Source organism: Streptomyces sp. NPDC058864, from assembly GCF_042742985.1.
Classification (GTDB): Bacteria; Actinomycetota; Actinomycetes; order Streptomycetales; family Streptomycetaceae; genus Actinacidiphila.
In genome coordinates this window covers 13772-35275 of record NZ_JBHYMQ010000074.1, presented here as the reverse complement: position 1 = coordinate 35275, position 21504 = coordinate 13772, and the positions used below count along the sequence as shown (strand labels likewise).

At 74.5% G+C, this 21504-nt stretch carries 16 protein-coding genes; 3 read left to right on the top strand and 13 right to left on the bottom strand.

The window, feature by feature from the left end:
* Nucleotides 1-340 precede the first annotated feature (340 nt).
* Complete coding sequence (locus ACFW3D_RS35420) at nucleotides 341-3175, bottom strand: helix-turn-helix transcriptional regulator (protein WP_500511552.1); 2835 nt, start codon at nucleotides 3173-3175, stop codon at nucleotides 341-343.
* A 158-nt stretch (nucleotides 3176-3333) separates the two neighbouring features.
* Here ACFW3D_RS35420 and ACFW3D_RS35415 point away from each other — a divergent pair, with 158 nt between their 5' ends.
* Nucleotides 3334-4848, top strand: coding sequence for a 4-hydroxyphenylacetate 3-hydroxylase family protein (locus ACFW3D_RS35415; protein WP_500511550.1), 1515 nt, complete (start codon nucleotides 3334-3336; stop codon nucleotides 4846-4848).
* On the opposite strand, the gene ACFW3D_RS35410 is transcribed toward ACFW3D_RS35415, so the two are convergent.
* From ACFW3D_RS35410 to ACFW3D_RS35370, 9 genes are all read right to left on the bottom strand, one after another.
* The gene (locus tag ACFW3D_RS35410; RefSeq protein WP_500511548.1) at nucleotides 4821-7061 is read right to left on the bottom strand and encodes a helix-turn-helix transcriptional regulator; all 2241 of its coding nucleotides are present in this window, start codon (nucleotides 7059-7061) and stop codon (nucleotides 4821-4823) included. The two genes, ACFW3D_RS35415 and ACFW3D_RS35410, sit on opposite strands and share 28 nt — an antisense overlap.
* Nucleotides 7062-7155: 94 nt before the next feature.
* Nucleotides 7156-7635 carry a flavin reductase family protein gene (locus ACFW3D_RS35405; protein WP_500511546.1) on the bottom strand — a complete coding sequence of 160 codons (480 nt, stop codon included), beginning with the start codon at nucleotides 7633-7635 and terminating at the stop codon, nucleotides 7156-7158.
* A 106-nt stretch (nucleotides 7636-7741) separates the two neighbouring features.
* Nucleotides 7742-10675 (bottom strand): AfsR/SARP family transcriptional regulator, encoded by a 2934-nt coding sequence (locus tag ACFW3D_RS35400; protein WP_500511544.1) that lies wholly within the window; start codon nucleotides 10673-10675, stop codon nucleotides 7742-7744.
* Nucleotides 10656-11543 (bottom strand): dioxygenase family protein, encoded by an 888-nt coding sequence (locus tag ACFW3D_RS35395; protein ID WP_500511542.1) that lies wholly within the window; start codon nucleotides 11541-11543, stop codon nucleotides 10656-10658. The genes ACFW3D_RS35400 and ACFW3D_RS35395 overlap by 20 nt, the downstream gene beginning before the upstream one ends.
* Nucleotides 11536-12642 (bottom strand): maleylacetate reductase, encoded by a 1107-nt coding sequence (locus ACFW3D_RS35390; RefSeq protein WP_500511540.1) that lies wholly within the window; start codon nucleotides 12640-12642, stop codon nucleotides 11536-11538. Before ACFW3D_RS35390 ends, ACFW3D_RS35395 begins: the two co-directional genes overlap by 8 nt.
* 415 nt (nucleotides 12643-13057) lie before the next feature.
* On the bottom strand, nucleotides 13058-14515 hold the full coding sequence (locus ACFW3D_RS35385) for a glycosyltransferase family 87 protein (protein WP_500511538.1): 1458 nt from the start codon (nucleotides 14513-14515) through the stop codon (nucleotides 13058-13060).
* Complete coding sequence (locus tag ACFW3D_RS35380; protein ID WP_500511536.1) at nucleotides 14512-15348, bottom strand: class I SAM-dependent DNA methyltransferase; 837 nt, start codon at nucleotides 15346-15348, stop codon at nucleotides 14512-14514. The genes ACFW3D_RS35385 and ACFW3D_RS35380 overlap by 4 nt, the downstream gene beginning before the upstream one ends.
* A complete protein-coding gene (locus ACFW3D_RS35375) occupies nucleotides 15345-16001 on the bottom strand; it encodes a TIGR04282 family arsenosugar biosynthesis glycosyltransferase (RefSeq protein WP_500511534.1) in 657 nt (218 codons plus the stop codon). The genes ACFW3D_RS35380 and ACFW3D_RS35375 overlap by 4 nt, the downstream gene beginning before the upstream one ends.
* Entirely contained in the window at nucleotides 15998-16726 is a 729-nt protein-coding gene (locus ACFW3D_RS35370; protein WP_500511532.1) for a glycosyltransferase family 2 protein, read from the bottom strand. Before ACFW3D_RS35370 ends, ACFW3D_RS35375 begins: the two co-directional genes overlap by 4 nt.
* 114 nt (nucleotides 16727-16840) lie before the next feature.
* Here ACFW3D_RS35370 and ACFW3D_RS35365 point away from each other — a divergent pair, with 114 nt between their 5' ends.
* Together ACFW3D_RS35365 and ACFW3D_RS35360 are read left to right on the top strand one after the other, a co-directional pair.
* Nucleotides 16841-17560 carry a response regulator transcription factor gene (locus ACFW3D_RS35365; protein ID WP_500511530.1) on the top strand — a complete coding sequence of 240 codons (720 nt, stop codon included), beginning with the start codon at nucleotides 16841-16843 and terminating at the stop codon, nucleotides 17558-17560.
* A complete protein-coding gene (locus ACFW3D_RS35360; protein ID WP_500511528.1) occupies nucleotides 17550-18659 on the top strand; it encodes a sensor histidine kinase in 1110 nt (369 codons plus the stop codon). Before ACFW3D_RS35365 ends, ACFW3D_RS35360 begins: the two co-directional genes overlap by 11 nt.
* 22 nt (nucleotides 18660-18681) lie before the next feature.
* Here the strand turns inward: ACFW3D_RS35360 and ACFW3D_RS35355 are convergent, their stop codons facing one another.
* From ACFW3D_RS35355 to ACFW3D_RS35345, 3 genes are read right to left on the bottom strand one after another with little or no spacing between them, the layout of a single operon-like run.
* Nucleotides 18682-19734: an NAD-dependent epimerase/dehydratase family protein gene (locus ACFW3D_RS35355; protein ID WP_500511526.1), complete on the bottom strand. Its 1053-nt coding sequence runs from the start codon at nucleotides 19732-19734 to the stop codon at nucleotides 18682-18684.
* A gap of 52 nt (nucleotides 19735-19786) precedes the next feature.
* The gene (locus ACFW3D_RS35350; RefSeq protein WP_500511524.1) at nucleotides 19787-20215 is read right to left on the bottom strand and encodes a hypothetical protein; all 429 of its coding nucleotides are present in this window, start codon (nucleotides 20213-20215) and stop codon (nucleotides 19787-19789) included.
* A gap of 8 nt (nucleotides 20216-20223) precedes the next feature.
* Nucleotides 20224-21360: a molybdopterin-dependent oxidoreductase gene (locus ACFW3D_RS35345; protein WP_500511522.1), complete on the bottom strand. Its 1137-nt coding sequence runs from the start codon at nucleotides 21358-21360 to the stop codon at nucleotides 20224-20226.
* Between the last annotated feature and the right edge of the window lie 144 nt (nucleotides 21361-21504).

Here is a 21504-nt window from a genome sequence, read left to right as displayed (position 1 = left end):
AGTGGCCGCCGCGGCCCGCCGTGGGCGGCGGCCCCGACCCCCACGTAGGTGAGCGTGGCGCCGGTGAGCAGCGCCAGCGCCTCCGTGGCGGACGGGGTGCCCCGTGCGGACACGGTGACGGCGGTCGCCGTCCACAGGGCCAGGGTGTAGCCGTGCGGTGCCGCGCCGGCCGCCACGAGGCCCTGGAGAGAGCCGCGGTATCCGCGTGCGGTCGTCATGGTCACCCACTCCCGGAACTGAGTGGGGCGGCCACCGGACCGGTGGCCTGCCCCCTCACCAGCATCGGCAGGGGGCCGTGGGCGGGCATCGCCCATTCAAGGGATCTCGGCGGCCCGCTTCGTCAGGCGCGACCGGTGCCGGCGCGGGTCCGTTCCATCACCAACCGGGTCAGTTCCACACGGGTGTTGATGCCGAGCTTGGTGAAGACGTGCTTCAGATGGGTGTTGACCGTGTGGACGGACACGTAGAGGCGGTCGGCTATGGCCCGGTTGGTGAGACCCTCCGCGACGAGCGGGACCACCTTCAGCTCGGACTCGGTCAGGCTCTCCCAGCCGGAGGTGGCGGCCGCGCGGCGGGGCGCGCCGGAGGCGCGCACTCCGAGGTCCCGCAGCAGACGGCGGACGCGCTCGTGGTCGTGGACGGCCCCGCTCGCGGCGGTGAGGCGTGCCGCTTCCTCCAGCGCCGCCACCGCCTCGTCGGTTCCACCGGTGCGATCCCGCGTCGCGGCGAGGACCGCGCCCAGGTCCTCGTGGGCCGCTGCCAGTGCCGGCAGGCGTCCCCCGAGTCGCCGCCCGGCGACGGCTGCCCGCAGTGCCGCGGGGTCGTCGTGGAGGAGCCCATCGATGTGGTCCCGTACGGCGAGGACGACATCCTGGCCGCCGTTGTCCTCGGCGACGGCGCGTACGACCTCGGCCACCGCCTCGGCCGTCGCCCGGTCCCCGCCGCGAAGTGCCGTGCGGGCCAGCGCCGGCCAGTGGCCGGGGGGCAGGGACAGCAGCCAGGCCTTGCGGTCGCCGGCGTGGAAGGTGCCGAGTGCCTCGGCCGCGGCCGCCCCGCGGCCCTGGGCGGTCAGCACGCGGGCGTGGGCGAGCGCCGTCCACGCGCCGTAGGGTGTGCCGCCGGGCGTGGCCGCCGCCGCTGCCCGCAGATGGGCCACGGCCTGGGTGACGTCGCCGCGGGCGGTGTCGACCAGTGCCAGGACGGCCCGGGCGAGGGGCACCGCGCGGGCCGTCTCCAGCTCCGCGGCGACGGTGAGGCATGCCTCGGCCTCCACGGCCGCGTCGTCTAGGGCGCCGCCCTCCAGCAATGCGACGGCCCGGCAGGCGTGCCAGTGGGGCAGTGACCAGCCGAGACCGAGGGACTCGGCGGCGCGCTGGCCCTCGCGCAGGACGCGCGCCGTCTCCTCCAGCCGGTCGGTGGACAGCAGGACGATGGCCAGCCACAGCGCGGGGATGCGCGGCGGCCGCAACCGCAGGCCGTCGGCGGTCGTGGCGGCCCGGCCGTCGGCGTGCTCGGCGAGTTCGAGGGCATGGGTCAGCCGCCCGCGGTAGAAGGCGGTCTGCGACCGGAAGACCATCGCGCTGACGACGACGGCCGGATCGGCGCTGCGGTAGGCCGCCTCGACCAGCCCGGTGTCGGTCTGCTCGGCGGCCGCGATCTCGCGGCGGTGGATGTGGGCCGTCGCCTTCGCCTTGAGCAGCCGTACGCGCAGGTCCTCGGGCAGGTCCGGCAATTCAAGTGCCCGCCCCAGATGGGTCATCGCCGCCGCGTCGTCGCCCGCCGCCTGGTGGATCTCGCCGCCGACCAGTCGCAGCGCGGCCTCCTGGGCGGGTGCCAGGCCGTCGGAGATGGTGGCGTCGACCAGCTCGAGCGCCTCGTGGACCCGTCGCGTCCAGCCGAGCAGTTCGGCTGCGTGGGTGAGCAGTTCGACGCGCCGCGGGTCATGGGCGGGGAGCAGGTCCGCCGCCTGGCGCGCGAGGTCGGCGGCCGACCCGGGAACGGTCCGCGACAGCTCCCGGACGGCGGTGGTCAGCGTGTGCACCGAGGCGTCGTCGATCGTCCCGCCGGCGAGTACGAGGTGCCAGGCGACCTCCGCCCGGTCCCCGCCGCCCTCGCGCAGCGCGTCCGCCGCCTCCCGGTGCAGGGCCACGCGGACGGGCAGCGGAAGGTCGTCGTGGACGGCCTGCCGGATGAGGTCGTGCCGGAAGGCGAACCGGCGGCCCTCGCCGACCAGCAGCTGCGCGCCCATGACGCTGTCCACGGCGGACAGCAGGGCGCCGACCGGCTTCCCGAGCATCCGCGCCACGGTGCCGAGGTCGAACGCGCGGCCCAGTACCGAGCCGATCCGCAGCAGCTGCCGGGCGTCCTCGGGAAGCCGGTCCAGCCGCTCCCGGACGCTGCGCCGGAAGCCGGCGGGCACCTCCTGGGTCAGCGGGGCCGCCGAACCGCCCTGGATCGCGACCGCGTCGGCGTCGCGCAGCGAGCGCAGGAGCTCGATCGCCAGGAAGGGGTTGCCCGCGCTGCCGTCCAGCAGCCGGGACATGGCGGGCGTCGGGGCCGCCCCGAGGACGTCCGCCGCCAACTGGCGCAGGGCCGCCGCCGGCAGCGGCCCGAGGGCCAGCGTGCGCGCCCCCCGATCACGCAGCGTCCGGCTCATCCGGGTCACTTCGGCCCGTTCGGCGCCGGAGCGTACGGCGATCGCCCACAGGACCCGGGACGCGGCCAGCCTCCCGGGCAGCGCCCGCAGGGCGAACAAGGTGGCCGGGTCCGCCCATTGGGCGTCGTCGACGAGGACCGCCACCGGGGCGCGCTGCGAGCGTTCCTCCAGGGCGTCGGTCATGCCGTCCAGCAGCCACAGCCGCCGGTCGCCCGCGGCGTCGGGGACCCGGCCGGCGGCGGTGCCGTGCCCGTGCACCGCGGAGTACAGCGCGGCCAGCGGGGCGTACTGGTCGAGCTCGTCGGCCCGCACCCACAGCACGTCGAAGCCGGCCGCGCCGGCCAGCTCTCCCAGGTGGGCCAGCAGTCCGCTTTTGCCGGTTCCGGACGCGCCCTCCACGAGCACGCACGTGCCCTCCCCGCGGAGCACCCCGTCCAGGGCCGCGCGCAGGGCGGTGATCTCGTCGTCGCGGCCCCGCAGGCGGGGGGAGCGCGTCGTCCGGGAGTCCGCATCGTGCATGCCGCAATCGTGCCGCACGGGCCCCGCCCCCTCAACGGCGGACCAGCTGTGACCGGCGGTTTCACCCGGGGTGAAGTCCCTCGGCGGGGCCCGCTCTCACCCCGTCGGGGCGCAGGCTCCGTCCCGTCCAGATCGCGTGTCCCGGAAAGGAGCACGACGTGCGTACAGGCAAGGAATACCTGGCGGCGCTCGACGACGGCCGGAAGCTGTGGGTGGGCGACGAACTCGTCGACAACGTCGCCACGCACCCGAAGACCAGGGCGTACGCCCGGCGGATCGCGGAGTTCTACGACCTCCACCACCGCCCGGACCTGCAGGACGCCATGACGTTCGTGGACGAGGACGGCGTCCGCCGGTCCATGACGTGGTTCCGGCACCGCAGCAAGGGCGACCTGAAGCGCAAGCGGCGCTACATCGAGACCGTCCTGCGCGAGCTCGGCGGCGGCGCCACCCCGCGCACCCCCGACGTCAACAACTACGTCCTGCTGACGTACGTCGACGACCCGGAGCCGTGGAGCAGCCAGGCCGTGGGCACCGGAGGCCGGGACCTCACCGAGGGGATCCGCGGCTTCTGGGAGCTGGTGCGGGACGGCGACCTCAACACGACGCCGGCGTTCGTGGACCCGCAGACCGACCGCTCCCGCGAGTCCGCGCAGGCGGACTCGCCCGCGCTGCGGGTCGTGGCCACCTCGGACGAGGGCATCACCGTGCGGGGCGTGAAGGCGATCGGCACCGGGGCGGCCTTCGGGGACTGGATCCACGTCGGCGTCTTCTACCGCCCGGGCATCCAGCCGGAGCAGGTCATCTTCGGCGCGGTCCCGCCCAACGCGCCCGGCGTCACCATCATCTGCCGGGAGAGCAACGTCCGCGACGGCGAGGACGTCGAGCACCCGCTCGCCTCGCAGGGCGACGAGCTGGACAGCGTCATCATCTTCGAGGACGTGCTGATCCCCTGGGACCGGGTGTTCCACATCGGCAACCCGCAGCACGCCGCGCTGTACCCGCAGCGCGTCTTCGACTGGCTGCACTACCAGGCGCTGGTACGGCAGATGGTGCGCGCCGAGCTGATGCTGGGGCTCACCCTGCTGATCACCGAGCACATCGGCACGTACCAGCTGCCCCCGGTGCAGGCGCGGATCTCGCAGTTCGCGGGGTTCCACCAGACGCTGAAGGCCCATGTGATCGCCTGCGAGGAGGAGGGCTTCACCACCCCGGGCGGCCTGTACAAGCCGAACGTCCTGATGTTCGACTACGGCCGGGCGTACTACCTGGAGAACATCGCCCGCATGGTCAACGAGGTGATCGACCTGGCCGGCCGCGCCTCCCTGATCTTCCCCACCGAGGGCCAGTGGCAGCGCCCGGAGCTGCGGCCCTGGCTGGAGGCACTGCAGACCGGCCCGGTCGGCAGGCCGCACGACCGGCTCAAGATCAGCCGGGTCATCCGCGACCTGTTCCTGTCCGACTGGGGCGACCGCATCAGCACCTTCGAGAACTTCAACGGCACACCGCTGCTGGCCATCCGCACGCTCACCATGAAGCGCGCCGAACTGTCCCCGAGCGGGCCGGTCGCCGATCTCGCCCGGAAGGTGTGCGGTATCGAGAACGCCGCCGAGGAGCAGGACACCGCGTACACGGCCCAGGCGGACTACGCCCGCCGGCAGGACGCCTCGTAGGCGGTGCCGGGCCCGGGACGCAGCATGCCGCACTCCCGGGCCCGGGCCACCGCGCCGCTGCGGCTGTGCGTGCCGAGCTTCCGGAAGACCGCACTGACCTGCGTCTTCACCGTGTTGCGGGACACGTGCAGTTCGGCGGCGATCTCCCGCAGCGTCAGCGGGCCGCACAGCGCGCGCAGGATGCGGCGTTCCCCGGGGGACAGGTCCTGCGCCCGCGGCTGCGTCGGCGGCAGCCGGTCGGCCGGGGCGGTCCGTTCCGTGCGCAGGCGCTCGAGCAGAGAGCCGAGCACCTCCGGAACGGCACCGCCTTCCTCCGGCGCGGGCAGGGACACGCTGCCGCACAGGCCGCGCGGCAGGCCCGAGGCGATGACGCCCGCCAGGGCCCGCAGGGGCGGTTCCCCGCCGTGGACGGTCGCCGCGAGCGCCCTCGTGGCGACGGACAGGGCCTCGGCGGCCCCGGTGCGGTCGAGGTCGTCCAACAGCAGTGCCGCCCGGCACAGATGGGCGGGTGCGGCGGCGAAGTGGCCGGTCAGCTGCTCGGCACGGGCTTCGTCCAGCGCCTGCTCCACCAGGGTGCGCGCCCGTCCCGTCCGCCCGGCCAGGTGGGCGCACCAGGCCCGTGAGCCCAGGGCGCGGACCAGCACCAGGGTGTGCCGCGCGCCGTGGGCGTCGCGGACGGCCTCGGCCAGGCGGGCGTCCGCCTCCTGCGTACGCCCCTGCCACAGCAGGGCGGTGCCCTGGGCGACACAGGCCAGCGCCCGCCAGGCGGTCAGCGCGGAAGGACCGTGGACGTCCTGGCCGTCGAGCGGGGCCGGGCCCTCCCCGCGCAGACAGCGGACGAGGGCATGGGCCACCGCCGCCGCCTGCGCGACCGTTCCCCCTTCCCCCACGGTGCCCGGCCACGACGGCCGGGCCTTCGCCACGTCGAGCCAGCGCTCCGCGGCCTCGGGGTCGCCCCCGCACAGCGCGGTCATCGCGGCCACGACGCACAGCCGGGCGTCGGCACGGACCGCGCGGGCGGGCAGCATGCCGAGCCACCGTGCGACGTCCGCGGTCCGGCCCGCGGCGAGCGTCTCCTCCCAGGCACCGAGGACGGCCATGACCGCGCCGGGGCAGTCGCCGGCCTGCACGAAGTGCCGTACGGCGGAGGCCGTGCGCTGCTGCTCGCGGTACCAGAGCGCGGCCGCGTGGTGCAGCGCCGCGGCCCCGCCGGGCTGCTCGGCGGCCAGCACCCCGGTCAGCACGGGACGCAGGGCCCGGTGGTGCCGGTAGGCCCCCTCAGCGGTGGGGGAGGGCACCAGCAGCCGGACGGTGCGCGCGAGTTCCCGCAGCAGCACTCCGGCCCGGTCGCTGCCGGTGACGGCACGGCAGGCCTCCGGGCTCAGTTCGTCCAGGACGCTGGTCCGCAGCAGGAAGCCGCGCTGCTCGGTGGTGAGCCGGTCGAGGACCTCGGTGCCGAGGTAGTCGGCGACGGCGCGGGCCCCGTCGCCGACCGGTGCACCGGCTTCGGACGCGGTGCGCGTGCGTCCCAGGACGCACAGGCCCGCCGCCCACCCCTCGGTCAGGTGGTGCAGTTCGCGCAGCGTCCGCTCGTCCGGCGCGCCGCCGGACCTGCTCGCCAGCAGGGCGTCCGCCTCCTGGCGGGTGAAGCGCAGTTCGTCCGCGCCGAGGTCGGCCGCGAGCCCCCGGGCGCGCAGCGCGGGCACCGGCGCCCCGGGGAGGTGACGGGTGGCCAGCACGGCGCGCGTGCCGTCGGGCAGCGCGGCCAGGAAGTCCCCCAGGCAGCGCAGGGCCGACCGGTCGGTGAGCAGGTCCACCCCGTCCAGTACCAGGGTGAGCGGCGATCCCTCCGCCAGCGCCCCCAGGATGCGGGGCAGCAGGTCCTCGACCCAGAACTCCAGCGTCCACGCCCCCGCGGGCGGGGGAGTGGGCAGCCCGGGCCGGAACGGTCGCAGCGCCGCGAGGATCCCGGCCCACAGCCGGGCCGGGGTGTTGTCGTACGCGTCCACCTCCAGCCATGCCACCCGGCCGCCACCGGCCGGCCGGGCACGGGCCCAGTCGGCGAGCAGCACGCTCTTCCCGGCGCCCGGCGGCGCCGAGACGACGACCACGGGTTCGTTCGCGGCGTCGAGGCGGCGCAGCAGGCGCGGCCGCGGCACGAACTGCCGTGGCAGCGCGGGCGGGTGGAGCTTGTGTGCGGCAATGGTGTGCACGGAGCCTCCCGGCGGGGCCGTTCTGTCGGGGGTCCCCCGGTGCCCGGCGGGCACGACACGGCACCGGGCACCGGGGGGACTCGAGGGGTGGTGGCTAGCTCAGGACGCCGAATCCGCCCGCGAAGTAGAGCAGCGGACGGGCCTGGCTCTTGTGCCCGAAGTGCCGGACGTCGCCGACGAAGATGGTGTGGTCGCCGCCGGGCAGGGCCTGGGCGACGTCGCAGACCACCGTGGCGATCGCGTCCCCGAGCACCGGTACGCCGTGTTCCTCGTCGACGGCCACGCCGGAGAAGCGGTCCGGCACGGGAGCGGCGAAGGTACGGGCCAGGTGCTCGCAGTCCTCGCCGAGGACGTTCACGGCGAAGCGCCCGTGCTCGGCGATCGCCGTGCGGGTGAACAGGTGGTTGCCGATGCACACGATGAGCTGCAGCGGGTCCAGGGACAGCGCGGAGACCGCGCTGGCGGTCATGCCCACGGGGGCGCTTGCGGTCCGGGTGGTGATGACGCTGACCCCGGTCGCCAGGCGTCCCATCGTGGCGCGGAAGGCGGCGGTCATGTCGAGGGTTTCAGTCATGGGAGACCTCCGGGAAGGAGTGAGCCGAGCCCTGGTGGACGTGGTGCACTGTGCGCCGCCGGCTGTTAATGCCGGGGAAACCGCACCGTGGCCGGGGGTTCACGCCTCATCGGCGCAGCCGCTCGACCAGGCGTCTCATCTCCTCGGACGGGCGCACGCCGAGGTCGGCCATGGCCCGCAGGTAACCCCGGTACAGCTCGAGGAGTCCGTCGTCGTCCCCGGCCGCCTCGGCGCCTGCCAGCGCCAGCCGCCACGCCTGCTCACGGAACGGATCACGCTCCAGCGCCGCCCCCGCCAGCTCCCGGGTCTCGCGGATCCGGCCCAGGCGCAGGGCGACGGCGCCGGCGTCGACCTGCGCCTGCGTGAACGCCGCCGCCAGCTCCTCGCGCCGGGCGTCGAGCCACGCAGTGGAAACGCCCTCGAAGTACGGGCCGCCGCCTGCCGTCCGCAGCGCCTCCAGCAGGGTGTGGAGCCGGTGTTCGCCGTCCTGCCTGCCGGCCTCGGCCAGCAGGTGCTCGAAGGAGCCCGAGGACCCCGAGACGGACGCCTCGGGCGTCAAACGGTGGACGTCACCCTCCTGCAGGAGCGCGACCCCCTCGGGCAGCACCTCGCGCAGCCGGTACACCGCCTGCCGCAGGTAGCTGCGCCCGGCGGCGTCGCTCCGGCCGGGGAACAAGGAGTCCAGCAGCACGGCGCGTCGCGCGGTCGCGGCCGGTCTGTTCAGCAGGAACGCCAGTAGTTCGGTGCTCTTGGCCAGGCGCGGCCGGACCTCCCGCCCGTCCACGGACAGCCGGACCGCCCCGAACTCCTCCAGGACCAGCCGTGGAGCGGCGGGCGTGGTCAGCGCCGCCCGGCCCGAGGAGAGCGCCGCCACCAGTTCGTGCCACGGCGAGGAGTGCGAGGGCTCGGCGTCGGCCCTGCGCACGGCGACTGCGGGGACGTCGTCCAGCGCCTGCAGCAGCAGATGGCGGCCGCCCTGGGCCGATGCGACACCCAGGGCGAGGTCCGCCGCGGCGTCCGCGGCACCCGCGTCACCGGCGCGCCACATCGCCTCGCTCAAGTAGACGGCCGCCGTGGGCAGTTCCAGCAGCCGGTCACCCGCGGTCATGGCGGCGACCGCGGCGTCCAGACGATGGGCCGCTTCCTCGTTCCGGCCCGCCAGGAGGAGTTGCAGCCCGGTCCAGGTACCGGCCAGTTCCGCGGTGAAGGCGTAGTGGCCACTGCCGCGCCGGGCGGCCTCGGTCAGCGCCCGGGTGGCCCGCGCCAGGTCACGGTCGAGCCGCAGGGCCAGCTTGGCCTCCAGCAGCAGGCTGAGGATCTCGTACACGCGTGAGCCGGTCGCCGCTATGGCGGGGCGTCCGGCCGCCAGCGCCGCCCAGGCCTCCTCGCGCCGTCCGAGGTCGGCCATCAGCTCCGCGTCGTCGATGGCCGCCAGCCACACCGGACGGGGTCCGTCCCCGAGCGACGCGCACATCTCGCCGGCCCGGGAGATGCGTCCCGTCGCGCGGAGCGCCGCGACGGTCCAGGGGGCCCCGGTCGCCCGGCGCCAGGCACCGGGCGGAGCGGGTTCGTCCTCCAGCTCGGCGAGGCGGCCGCCCATGTACGCGATCCGCATCAGCATGACCTCGACCGGGCCCGTGGCCTCGGCCCGCAGGTCCGGGAGCGGCGTGAGGGGGTCGCCGTCCGCCAGGGACATCAGGGCCGCGGCGATGTCGCGGTGGCGGCCGGGGGGCATGACGCGCAGCATCCGCCGGGCCTCGTCGGTCCGGCCCGCGTGCCAGAAGCACCACACCAGCAGCGCCAGGTCCTCGCTGCCGCCGGGCTGCCCGGGCAACCGGCCCCACCAGGACGGTCCGTGCTGCTCGGCCAGCCGCAGCCCGCGCCAGCACTGCTCGCGGCCGAACGCGACACGCAGCGCGGCGGAGGCGAGCCCCGGGGCCGGCGGACCGGGCACCGGCCGCATCCGGTCGAGCCAGCTCTCCGCGGTGGCCAGGTCCATCCGGTCGAGGACACCGGGCAGGACCTGTTCGGCGGCGCGCCGTGCCGCCGCCGACTCCCCGGCCATGAGCAGCTCCGTCACGGCGTCCTCATGACGGCCGGCCGTCTCCAGCAACCGTGCGTGGCGACGGCGCAGTTCGCGCCGGGCGGTCCCGTCCATGGCGTCCGCGCGCTTGCGCAGGTACCGGCGGAACCGTGGCAGCGCCCGTACGCGCGTGCCGTCGCGGGACCAGGCGAGTGGCAGGCGGCGGTGGCGCAGGGCGGCCATCGCCCGGTCCGGGCCGGACAGCCCGAGCGCGTTGGCGGACTCGGCGGTCACCTCGTCCAGCACACTGGTGGCGACCAGCAGCGCCACCTCGTCCTCGGTGAGCTGCCGCAGCAGGTCGGCGCAGAGGAGGTCGAGCCTGCCCGGCGCCGCCGCGGGATCGGTCGCCCACCAGTCGTGCAGGACACCGGTGACCCAGCCCTCCGTCGCCCGCACCCGGAACCGCGCCTGCCCTTCGAGCCCGGCGGGGCGCAGCGCCCGGGCGGCCTCGGAGACGTCGAAGGCGAGGTCGCTGTCGTCGAGGAAGGCCACACGATGCATGTCGCCGAGGCCGGCGATGCCCTGCGGCGGTTCCGTCCGGGTGACGAGCACCAGCCGCAGCCCCGGGGGCGGTTGCACGACGAGTGCCGTGAGCGCGTTCTCGGCGGCCGGCCGCCCCGCGATGTGCTCCAGGCCGTCGACCACCAGCACCGGCGGCCCCGTACCGGCGGTGGTCACCGCCTGCGCCAGCCGGTCGCGCAGCCCTTCGGCGGCGATGTCACCGGAGGCGAGACCGCCCAGCGGGATCCAGGCGGCCGGGCCCGGCAGGGCCCGTGCCGCCTGGAGCACCGCGGAGGTCTTGCCCGCCCCGGCGGAGGCCGCGACGACCAGCACCGGGTGCCCGGCGAGCGCCTGCAGGACACGGCGGGTCACCCGCGGCCGCGGGACGACGTGCGCCGGCAGGTCCGGCAGGTCCGGCAGGGCCGGGAGCCGCCCGTCAGGAAGGCCGCGGGTCATGAGCCGACCGTCCCGGCTCGAGCACGAAGGTGTGACGCAGCAGGGTGTACGGCTCGTCGGTCCGCGTGCCGTACGGGCCGGTGCCGGCCGGGTGGCTCGCGTACTCCGTCACCAGCGACTGCTTGACGCCGAAGACCGGGTCCCGGTCCAGGTGGAGGTCGTCGGCGGGGAAGAGCATCGTGGTCACGCGCTGGAAGCCCTCGGCGGCGATCACGACGTGCAGATGCGCGGGCCGCATCACGGACCTGCCGGTGGCCCGCATCATCTCGCCCACGGGCCCGTCGTCCGGGATCGGGTAGCTCGACGGGCGGATGGAGCGGAAGCGGAAACGCCCCTCGGAGTCGGTGCGCAGCAGGGCGCGCATGGCGGGGTCCGACAGGCCCGGGACGTCCACGTCGTAGTGGCCGTCCGCGTCGCTGTGCCAGACGTCGATCCCGGCGTTCGCGACCGGCGTGCCGTGGACGTCGGTGACCAGGCCCTCGAAGAAGAAGGGCGTGCCGGGCAGCCCCTCGGAGATGTCCGCGCCGTCGGCCGCCTGCGGACGGTCGTCGCGGAAGAACGGGCCGAGGACGCTGTTCTGCGTCGATCCCGCCGCCCGCCGGTTGCCGAGCGCGTCGACCAGCATCGTGATCCCCAGCACGTCGGAGAGCAGGATGAACTCCTGCCGCGTCGGGGTGCACTTCTGCCCCGTGCGGGTGAGGAAGTCCACGCCGCGCGCCCACTCCTCCTCGGTGAGGCCGGTCTCGCGGACGAAGTCGTGCGCGTGGCGGACCAGGGCCTCGAGGATGTCGGCGAGGCGGGTGTCCTTCGCGTCGCGGACCGTGGAGATGACGGCCTCGGTGATGGTGGTGTCGGTGAGGTCACGCATGACGGGCTCCCGTCGGGTCGTCGGAATGGCCGGAGGCGGCCCGGAGCGGCGGTTCGCCGGCCCAGGCACGGCGGAGCAGGTCGCGTACGGCGTCCCGGTCGACCGGCCGGGGGTTCCAGTAGCCGTCCCGGACGATCAGGTCGGCGGCCTCGGCGATGCCCGGCTCGGGCATCCCCAGGTCGCGCAGCGCCCGGGGGGCACCGATGCCGCCCGCGAAGTCGAAGACCGCGCCGGCGGGGTCGGGTCCGGGCAGCGCCCGGGCGATCCTTGCCATCGCCGCCCCGGCCGCCGGAGCGTTGTACGCGATGACGTGGGGCAGCACGACGGCGTGGGTCTCCGCGTGCGGCAGGTCGAAGGAGCCGCCCAGGACATGGCACACCTTGTGGTGCAGCGCCATGCCGACCGTGCCCAGGCAGGTCCCGGCCAGCCAGGCGCCGTAGAGCGCCGTGGCACGGGCCTCGGTGTCGGCGGGATGCCGGGAGATCGCCGGCAGCGCCTTGGCCAGGGCGTCGAGCGCCTCACCGGCGGTGAGGAAGGCGAGGGGGTCGCGGTCCTGGGCGTAGAGCGACTCCACGGCGTGGGCCATGGCGTTGAGCCCGCTGACCGTGGCGACGTACGGCGGCAGGGTGAGGGTCAGGTCGACGTCGTAGACGACCGTGTTGAGCAGGATCCCGGGCAGCCGCCGGGTGGTCTTCACACCGCCCTGGGTCTCGCCCAGGATCGGCGTCATCTCCGAACCGGCGTACGTGGTGGGAAGAGCGACGTGCGGCAGCCCGGTGCGCAGCGCGACGGCCTTGCCGAGGCCGATCGTCGAGCCGCCGCCGACCGAGACCAGGCAGTCCGCGCCGGCGGCCCGCGTCGCGTCGACCGCGTCCTCGGTGACCGCGACGGGTGTGTGCGCTGCCGCCCGGTCGAAGACGCCCACGGTGAGCGCGCCGAGAATCCCGCCCACCTCACCGGCCTGCTCGGTCTGCCCGGGGGTGCACAGCACCAGGGCCCGGCCGCGACCCAGTTCGACGACCTCGCCGGCCAGCCCCCCGCGCGTTCCGCTGCCGAAGACCACTTTCGTGATCTGTCCTCTGTGCACGAACGACTTCATGGCTGCCCCTCGCATGTTCCTTTACCGGAAATGGAGTCTCATCGTCCGTGCGGTGAGGCGTCAATGAATGCTTCACGCGATTGTGCGCGGGCCGGTGCGATTACCGCGTTCATGTGACGGACGCTCCGCCGCCCTTGCCCGCGGACGTGAACGGATATCACCCATATTGGTGATGCGCGCAGCGTGATGACCGTCACCGTCTTCCGGCAGGATGCGCAATTCGCGGAATGATTGGACGACGCGGCTCTTCGCGGAAGCCGGGACGGAAAGTGATTGCGGAATCCACGAATTCACGCGCGACCGCCCGCACCGCGATTCTTCATCAGGCACGGCAGGTCATCGATCGGGTGAGGGTCTGTGGCCGGAGGCCGCCGGAGGAGGCGCGGTGCGCACACGTGTACCGGACAGAGGCACGTCAGCTGCGCAACCTCGACCGGCGTCCGTCCAGCAGTCGCCGTGCCGGGCCGGCGCGCACACAGGCCCCGGCCACGACGCAGACGGCGGCCGCACCGTAGGAACACGTCTGCAGCGGGATGCCGGGCAGGAGTCCGCCCCCGAGATAGAGGACGGTTCCGGCGAGTGTGACCGCCAGCCACTCCCAGCGGCCGTCGAGCGCGACGAGGCCGACGACGAGCAGTGAATACCAGGGGTAGTTGGGCGAGACCAGCAGCAGTGCCCATCCGGTCACCAGCAGGGCTCCCCGCCACGGGCGGGCCGGGTCGCCGCGCCACCACACGTACAGGGCCAGCAGCGCGAGCAGTGCGACCGCGGTCGCACCTGCCGCGGTGTCCGGCAGCAGCAGGCGCAGCAGGGCGAAACGGTGCACGTCACCGGGTTCGTAGCCCTCTTCGCGCAGATAGCCGGGCAGGTAGCCCAGGACGTCCGTGCCGGACGCGGCGACGTACGGAACGTAGGCGAGCGCGACCACGGCGGCCGTCGCCGACACCGTGCGCAGGATACGGGCCGGACTTCGCTCCCCGGACAGCACGCCGGGCAGCGTCAGCAGGGGCAGCAGCTTCACGGCGACAGCGGCACCGAGGAGTGCTCCGCGCCGGGCGCCGGCGGTGGCGGTACCGAGGGCGAGCACGGTCAGCAGGACACCGAGGGTGTCGATGTGGGCGTTGTCGACCGCTTCGAAGGGGACGGCCGGGCACCACGCCCACAGCGCGGTGCGGGCCGGGGCCCGGTGAGGGTCACCGCGCCGGCGCAGCACCACGAGCAGGGCAAGGGTCGTTCCGAACGCCAGTACGGCACCGGCTGCTTGGAGCGGCTTGTGGCGGCTTCCGGGAGGGGAGAGGACATGGACGGTCACGAACCAGCCCTGGGCGACGGGCGGGTAGACGGTCGGGACGGTGGGGCGGTTGATACGGGTGCACAGGCCGCCGTCCGTCCGGGTGGTTCCCCAGCCGTGGCAGGAACCCGCTGCGGGGAAGAGCCAGGGGTCGCGCAGCCGGGCGAGTTCGGGTGCGGCGGGGGGATGGGCGTACGGGGAGATCCCGGCGGCCTGGACACGGCCGTCCCAGGCGTAGCGGAACATGTCGGTGCTGGTGCGGGGCGGCGCGGTGAGCCCGGCGAGCGCCACGGCGGCGGCGCCGGCGAGCACCAGTCCGGTGGCGGCCCGTGCCGGGACCTTGCGGACGGCCCGGACCGCGGCGGCGAACAGCATCCAGGCGACGGCGCCTCCGGCCAGGAGACGACCCGGGGCGCTTTGGCTGTCGCCCGCGCGCAGGGTGCCGATGACGACGGCGGTCAGAGCGGCGAGGAGGACCGCGACGACGACGGTGCGGATGCGGGCCGGTGCGCTGTGCACGGATGCCGGCGGCCGGCCGGACGGCGGCAGGGACCCGTGCTGTGCCGCAGCAGTGTCGCTCATGTTCGTCCGGGCCCTCCGGAGGCCGTGGGGTACGCGTCGCGGTGCCCGGACCGCGGGCGGTGCAGTTCCACGAACGGCCGGCCCGCGGTGGTCCACCGGCCGGCCGGGACCCACCCCGTCGCCTGGGCGGTGTGCAGCAGGACGGTGGTGCCGAGGCGGGCCCAGGGAAAGGGGCGGCCGTGCCGGCCCTGGCCGTCCTCGACCCGGACGGTGAGGCGCTCCTCCTCGTCGCGCGGCTCGGCCTCCGCCAGGAGGCGTCCCCCGGGCGCGACGAGGGAGCGCAGGCGGGTGAGGAGGGCGAACGGGTCGCCGCCGATGCCGACGTTGCCGTCCATCAGCAGGACGCTGCCCCAGCGACCTTCCCCCGGAAGGCGGTCGAATACGGAACGGTGCACGGCGGAGCCCCCCTGTTGCCGGGTCCGGGCCACCGCGGCCGGGCTCACGTCCACACCGAGAGCCCGAACGCCCCGGGCGGCGAGGGCGCAGACCAGACGTCCCGGTCCGCAACCCACGTCGAGGACCGGGCCGGTGCAGCGGTTCAGGACGACGGTGTCGGCGGGGTCGGGGGCGGCGCACCAGCGCTCGACGTCCAGTGGCAGCAGTTCTCCCTCCCCTCCGGCGCCGTCCGGTCGCGTCGGTGGTGACAGGCGGCGCAGGAAGAGCGGGCCCCGTCCGGTCCGCAGGGCGTGTGCGTAGGGGTCGTCGGACCACGGCTCGCCCGGCTGCGCGGGGAGGCGGGCGGACGGGCCCGCCGTCCGGGTCTTCCACGGGACCGCGGTCCGCGGCGTCCGCTCGGCGAGGACGGGATCCGAACCGCCCACCGGGCCGCTCACCGGCCCGCACCCGCGAGCGAGTTCAGCACGGTGGCGAAGCGCGAGGCGGGCGGGCAGCAGGCGGCGACCGCGGCGGCGTCGGCGGCCGTGTCCACATCACGCAGCACCGGCAGGTCGCCCACGCTGAGTCCCGCTTCGACGAGTCGGCACCGCTGCGTCGCACCGGTGTGGTCGGTGGACATGGGCACGCCGCGTACGAGCGCCGCGGCGCACCCCGGATCGGCGAACCCCAGCGCCCAGAAGCCGCCGTCCTCGGCCGGGCCGAACCAGGCGTCGTGGCCGTCGCGGCCGGCCGCCGCGACGTGATCCACGGTCAGTTGCGGGGTGTCCATGCCGAGCAGGAGGGCCGGTCCGCCGTCGCAGCCGGCGAAGGCGGCCGCGATCCGCTCGTCCAGACCGCCGCCTTCCTGGCGCACGACGTCGAAACCGGCCGGCAGCCATGGCCCGGGGTCACCGTCGAGTACCAGGACGCGGCGTCGAGCAGGGGCCTTGAGCACCGTGTGCAGCGTGTCGGCGAGGGCCGCTCCTGCGAGTGCGGCGGCTTCCCGTGGCGTGTAGGGAGGGGTGAGCCGCGTCTTGACCCGCCCGGGGACGGGTTCCTTCGCGATGACCAGCAGCGTGACCGGTCCCGGGGCCGGACGACGGGCGCTCATCGCTGCGGGCCGTGGACGGTCGCCGCGGACACCGGGCGGGCGGCGGGCGGCTCGGTCAGGACGGAACGCATGTCGCGTACCGCATGCCAGGTGCCGCGCCACGTGCCGGTGACCTTGGAGCGGCCCGTGCGCGGCCGGTACGGCACGTCCGTCTCCCTCACCCGCCAGCCGGCGTCGGCGGCGCGGACCACCATCTGCAGCGGGTAGCCGGAGCGGCGGTCCGTCAGATGCAGGGCGAGCAGCGACTCGCGGCGGGCGGCGCGCATCGGCCCGAGGTCGTGCAGCCGCAGACCGGTGCGCCGGCGGACCATGCGCGCCAGCTCCAGGTTGGCCAGCCGGGCGTGCAGGGGCCAGGCGCCGCGCGTGACGGGCCTGCGGCGCCCCAGGACAAGGTCGGCCACGCCGTCGAGGACCGGTCCGGCGACGGCGGGCAGCAGCGTGGGGTCGAGGGAGGCGTCGCAGTCGCAGAAGCAGACGACGTCCGCCGTCGCGGCGGTGAGCCCGGCGTGACAGGCGGCACCGAAACCGCGCCGTGGTTCACGGACCACGTGCGCCCCGAGGGCACCGGCGATGTCCGCCGAGCCGTCGGTGGACCCGTTGTCGACGACGATCGCGCGCCAGCCCGGGGGGATGCGGTCCAGCACCCACGGCAGGGCCCCGGCCTCGTCGAGGCAGGGGAGGACCACGTCCACAGGGGCGGAAGGAGAGGGAGTTGTCTCGATCACCCCACTCACCCTACGGGCACAAAACTCGCATAAGGGATCTGCTCGTCTTACGGATCCCTGACGTCCCCCACCACTCACGCCGTCGGCCGGAGGCCGGGTGCGAGACTCGACGACGTGAAACACGTACTCGTCGTGGACGACGACGCCACCGTGTCCGAGGTCGTCGTCGGCTACCTGAACCGGGCGGGCTTCGACGCGGAGGTGGCCTGCGACGGCCCCTCCGCCGTTGCGCGGGCCGCCGTCCGGGCACCCGACCTGGTGGTGCTGGATCTGATGCTGCCCGGCATGGACGGCCTCGAGGTCTGCCGCCGCATCAGGGACAACGGCCCGATTCCCGTGATCATGCTCACGGCGCGGGGCGACGAGGAGGACCGCATCCTCGGTCTGGAGGTCGGGGCCGACGACTACGTCACCAAGCCCTTCAGCCCCCGCGAACTCGTGCTCAGGGTCGAGTCGGTGCTGCGCCGTACGGGCGACCGCGCCGCCCGGGTTGCCCCGACCGGATCCGGGCTGCGCGCGGGCTCCCTCGCACTGGATCCCGGCGCTCGCCGCGTCACCCGCCACGGCGCCGAACTCTCCCTGACGATCCGCGAGTTCGATCTGCTGGAGTTCCTCCTCAGGAATCCCGGACGGGCCACGAGCCGGGAAGAGCTGATGCGGCGGGTGTGGGGCTGGGAGTTCGGCGACCTGTCGACCGTCACCGTCCACGTCCGACGGCTGCGCGAGAAGATCGAGGAGGACCCCGCCCACCCCCGCCTGATCAGCACCGTGTGGGGCGTGGGCTACCGGTTCGACCCTCCGGCCGCGGACGAGGGAGCCCACGATGGTCCATGACACTCTTCTGATCGTGGCCTACGCGGCCATCGGTGCCGCCGCCGCCGGGCTGCTCGGTACGGGCGTTCTGCGGCTGCTGCGCAGCCGCTCGGTCGCGCTGTCCCTCGCGGTGGTCGCCGTCGTCGCGGTCGCGGCGATGCTCGCCGGAACCATGCTGGTGTCCTGGGCCATGTTCCTGTCGGACCACGACTTGTGGGTCGTGACCATGGTCTGCTCCATCGCGGCCGTCGTCTCGCTCGGGGTGGCGCTCGCACTCGGCCGCGGCGTGGTCCGCGGCAGCCGGGCCCTGGCCGAGGCCACCCGAGCCCTGGGCGACGGCGGCGGTTTCACCCCGCCGGCCGCCGCGCCCACCGCGGAACTCGCCGAACTGGGCCGTGAACTGGCCGCCACCAGCGCGAAGCTCGCGGCGTCGCGGGAACGGGAGAGGGCGCTGGAGGAATCCCGCCGCGAACTGGTCGCCTGGATCTCCCATGACCTGCGCACCCCGCTCGCCGGACTGCAGGCCATGACCGAGGCGCTGGAGGACGGCATCATGGACGATCCGAGCGTGTACCACTCCCGCATCCGCGCAGAGGTCGAGCGCATGAGCGGCATGGTCGGCGACCTCTTCGAACTCTCCCGCATCCAGGCCGGCGTCCTGGCCCTGCACACCACGCGCATGTCGGTCTTCGATCTCGTCGGCGACGCGCTGGCGGGCGCGGCGGCCCTGGCCAGGGAGCACGGCGTGCGGATCGTCGGGGACGGCGTCGAGCCCGTCCCGGTCGAGGTCGACGGCCGCGAGATGTCCCGCGTACTGGCCAACCTGCTCGTCAACGCGATCCACCGGACCCCTGCCGACGGCACGATCGCGGTCTCCGCACGCCGGGAGGCGGACAGCGTCGTCGTGTCGGTGACGGACGGCTGCGGCGGCATTCCCGCGGAGGACCTGCCCCGTGTCTTCGACACCGGCTGGCGCGGGACCGACGCACGCACCCCGCCCGCCGGCGCGGGGCTGGGCCTGGCCATCGTGCGGGGGATCGTGGAGGCGCACAAGGGCCGGGCGGCGGTGCGCAACGTCCCCGGTGGTTGCCGTTTCGAGGTGCGGCTGCCCGCCGCCTGAGACCTGCGGCCGGGTGGCCGGTTCAGCCGTCGCGCAGTGGAGCGGCCGCGAACTCGGCCATTCCCTCGGCGAACGCGACCCGCGGCCGCCAGCCCAGTTCCTCGCGCAGCCTGTGCGAGGAGGCCGTGATGTGGCGGACGTCGCCGAGCCGGTACTCGCCCGTGACCACCGGTGTCCGCGTGCCGTGCGCCCCGGCCAGGGCGGCGGCCATGTCTCCCACGGTGTGCGGCTCACCGCTGCCGACGTTGTACGCCCTCGCGGTCCCCTCCGAGAGGCCGGACAGACCGTCCAGGGCCGCGAGGTTGGCACCGGCCACGTCCCGTACATGGACGAAGTCACGCCGCTGGGCACCGTCCTCGAACACACGTGGCGCCTCACCGCGTTCCAGCGCGGACCGGAACAGCGAGGCGACGCCGGCGTACGGGGTGTCGCGCGGCATCCCCGGCCCGTACACGTTGTGGTAGCGCAACGCGAGCACCCGTCCGCCCACCGCGCGCGCCCACGCCGAGGCGAGATGCTCCTGCGCCAGCTTGGTGGCGGCGTACACGTTGCGCGGATCGAGCGGGGCGTCCTCGGCCACCAGCCCGGACGCCAGTGGCCGGCCGCACCGCGGACAGGGCGGTTCGAAGCGTCCCGCCCGCAAGTCGGCGACCCGGCGCGGTCCCGGGCCCACGACACCGTGCGACGGGCACTCGTAGCGTCCCTCGCCGTAGACCACCATCGAACTCGCCAGGAGCAACGACCCCACTCCGGCCTCGGCCATACCGGACAGCAGTACCGCGGTGCCCAGGTCGTTGCAGCCCACGTAGGCGGGCGCGTCGCCGAAGTCCTTGCCGAGGCCGACCATCGCCGCCTGATGGCAGACGGCGTCCACGCCCCGCAGTGCCCGGGACACCGCCCCCGCGTCACGCACGTCCCCCTGCCGCCAGTCCACCCCTTCGGGAACGGGCGGGGGCGTGCGGTGCGCGGCGGGGAGCAGCGCGTCGAGCACGCGCACCTCGTGCCCGGCGCCGGTGAGGGCGGTGACGACTTGCGAGCCGATGAAGCCCGCACCTCCGGTGACAAGGATCAACATGCCCCGACCGTACGGCCGGCGCGCCTTTCGGCGACGAAGCGGGGCCGACACGTCAGCGGTTCGTAATCCTTCCCGCCGTACGCCTCCGCCGACGGCTGCGACGGCTGCGACGGGTACGCCGGACGGCGGGCAGGAGGGCCGCGACCACCGCTGCAGCCAGCAGCGTGACCAGCCAGTTGCGCGGATAGTCCAACGGCAGGACCGAAGGGTTGGCCGGTTTCCCCGGACGCAGCAGCACCGGCAGGGCGACCGCGGTCAAGGCACCGCCGACCAGCAACGCCCCGCGAACGGGACCGCGGGCAGCCCCGCGAACCAGCGTCGACCCGATGAGCAGCACCAGCGGAGCGATCAGCGCGTCGTGCAGCACCACCGCGCCGCCGAGCCGGATCAGGACACCCGTCACGTCTCCGGCCCCCACCAGCAGATAACCGCCCACTCCCGCGAGCACCAGACCGACCGCACCCGTGAGGCGCCGCGTCACGCTTGTTCTCACGCCAGCACCTCCAGCCTGCCGACCCACTTGGTCTGCAGCACGCCCGGCCGGTTCGGCGCGATCAGACGCACCGGGTAGCCGTGGTCCGGGGTGAGCTCCTCGCCGTTCAGGTGCAGGGCCAGCAGGGTCAGCGGGTCGCGCGCGTACGTGCGCCCCATCTCGGAGACCCGGTAGCCGCCCCGTGTCTCCAGGGAGACCGCCCGTACCCCGGCGTGCGGCGGCGCCCCCACCAGGTCCAGGAGGTCCGTCATCCGCACGCCCGTCCAGTGCGCAGACTTGCTCCAGCCCTCCACGCAGGCGATGGGCAGCTCCACCTCGTACTGCGGGAGGTCCCTCAGCTCGTCGAGTGTCAGAGTGCGGGGCCGCGGCCCGGCGACCGTCAGGCGATAGCGGCCGGCCGTGATCCGCCCGACTCCGGCCGCGGCCGCTGTGCGGTTGACCGGCAGGCCGCTCGGGCCGTGGTCCGGATGGCGCGGGGCCAGCAGGGTGAGGCTCTTCAACGGGGTGAAGGACTGGCCCACGGTGGTCACGGTGACCGCACCGACCGCCGCCGCCACCGCGGAGAGCAGCGAGCGCCGGTCGGGCCCGTCCTCCTCGGGCAGGGCCAGGGTTCCCGGCGACCGGCGACTCCAATGAGCCCGGATCTCGGGAGCCTTGACCGCGATGTGCAGCAGGACCGATCCGGCCACCAGCCAGGCCACGGCGTGGTGCACCGGGACGAAGGAGAACGGCCACGGATACCACTGCGCTGTGTTCAGCAGGCCGGTCGCCACCTCGAAGACGGCCGCCGCCACCAGCACGGCCACCGACAACCGCTCCAGGGCGTGCCGTACCGACCGGACCGGGGGCCAGGAGAACAGCCGCGGGTACACCGTCCACAACTTCGCCAGCAGCAGCGGGACAGCCGCGACACCCGATGCGACGTGCAGTCCCTGCGTCAGCCGGTAACCCCACACCGGACGGCTCGGCAGATCGGGGAACAGCCACGCGGGCGGATGCTGCAGCACATGGCTGACCAGACCGGTGACGAAGCACACCGCGAAGGCGATCCCGAGCCACCGCCCGATCGACGTCGCCGTTCGGGCGTCGTGCAGCCTGCCGTTGAACTCCGGCGGAAACAAACGCGATCTCATGCGTCCATCTCAGCCGCCACCACGTCGCCGCGGAACAGCCGAACCCCTTACGGAACAGGGACGTCCGAGCCTCGACCCGGCTGCTGCGGAGGCACCGGGGACGCCCCGGAATCTCACCGGGCAGCGTGGTGGCGCCGGTAGCGG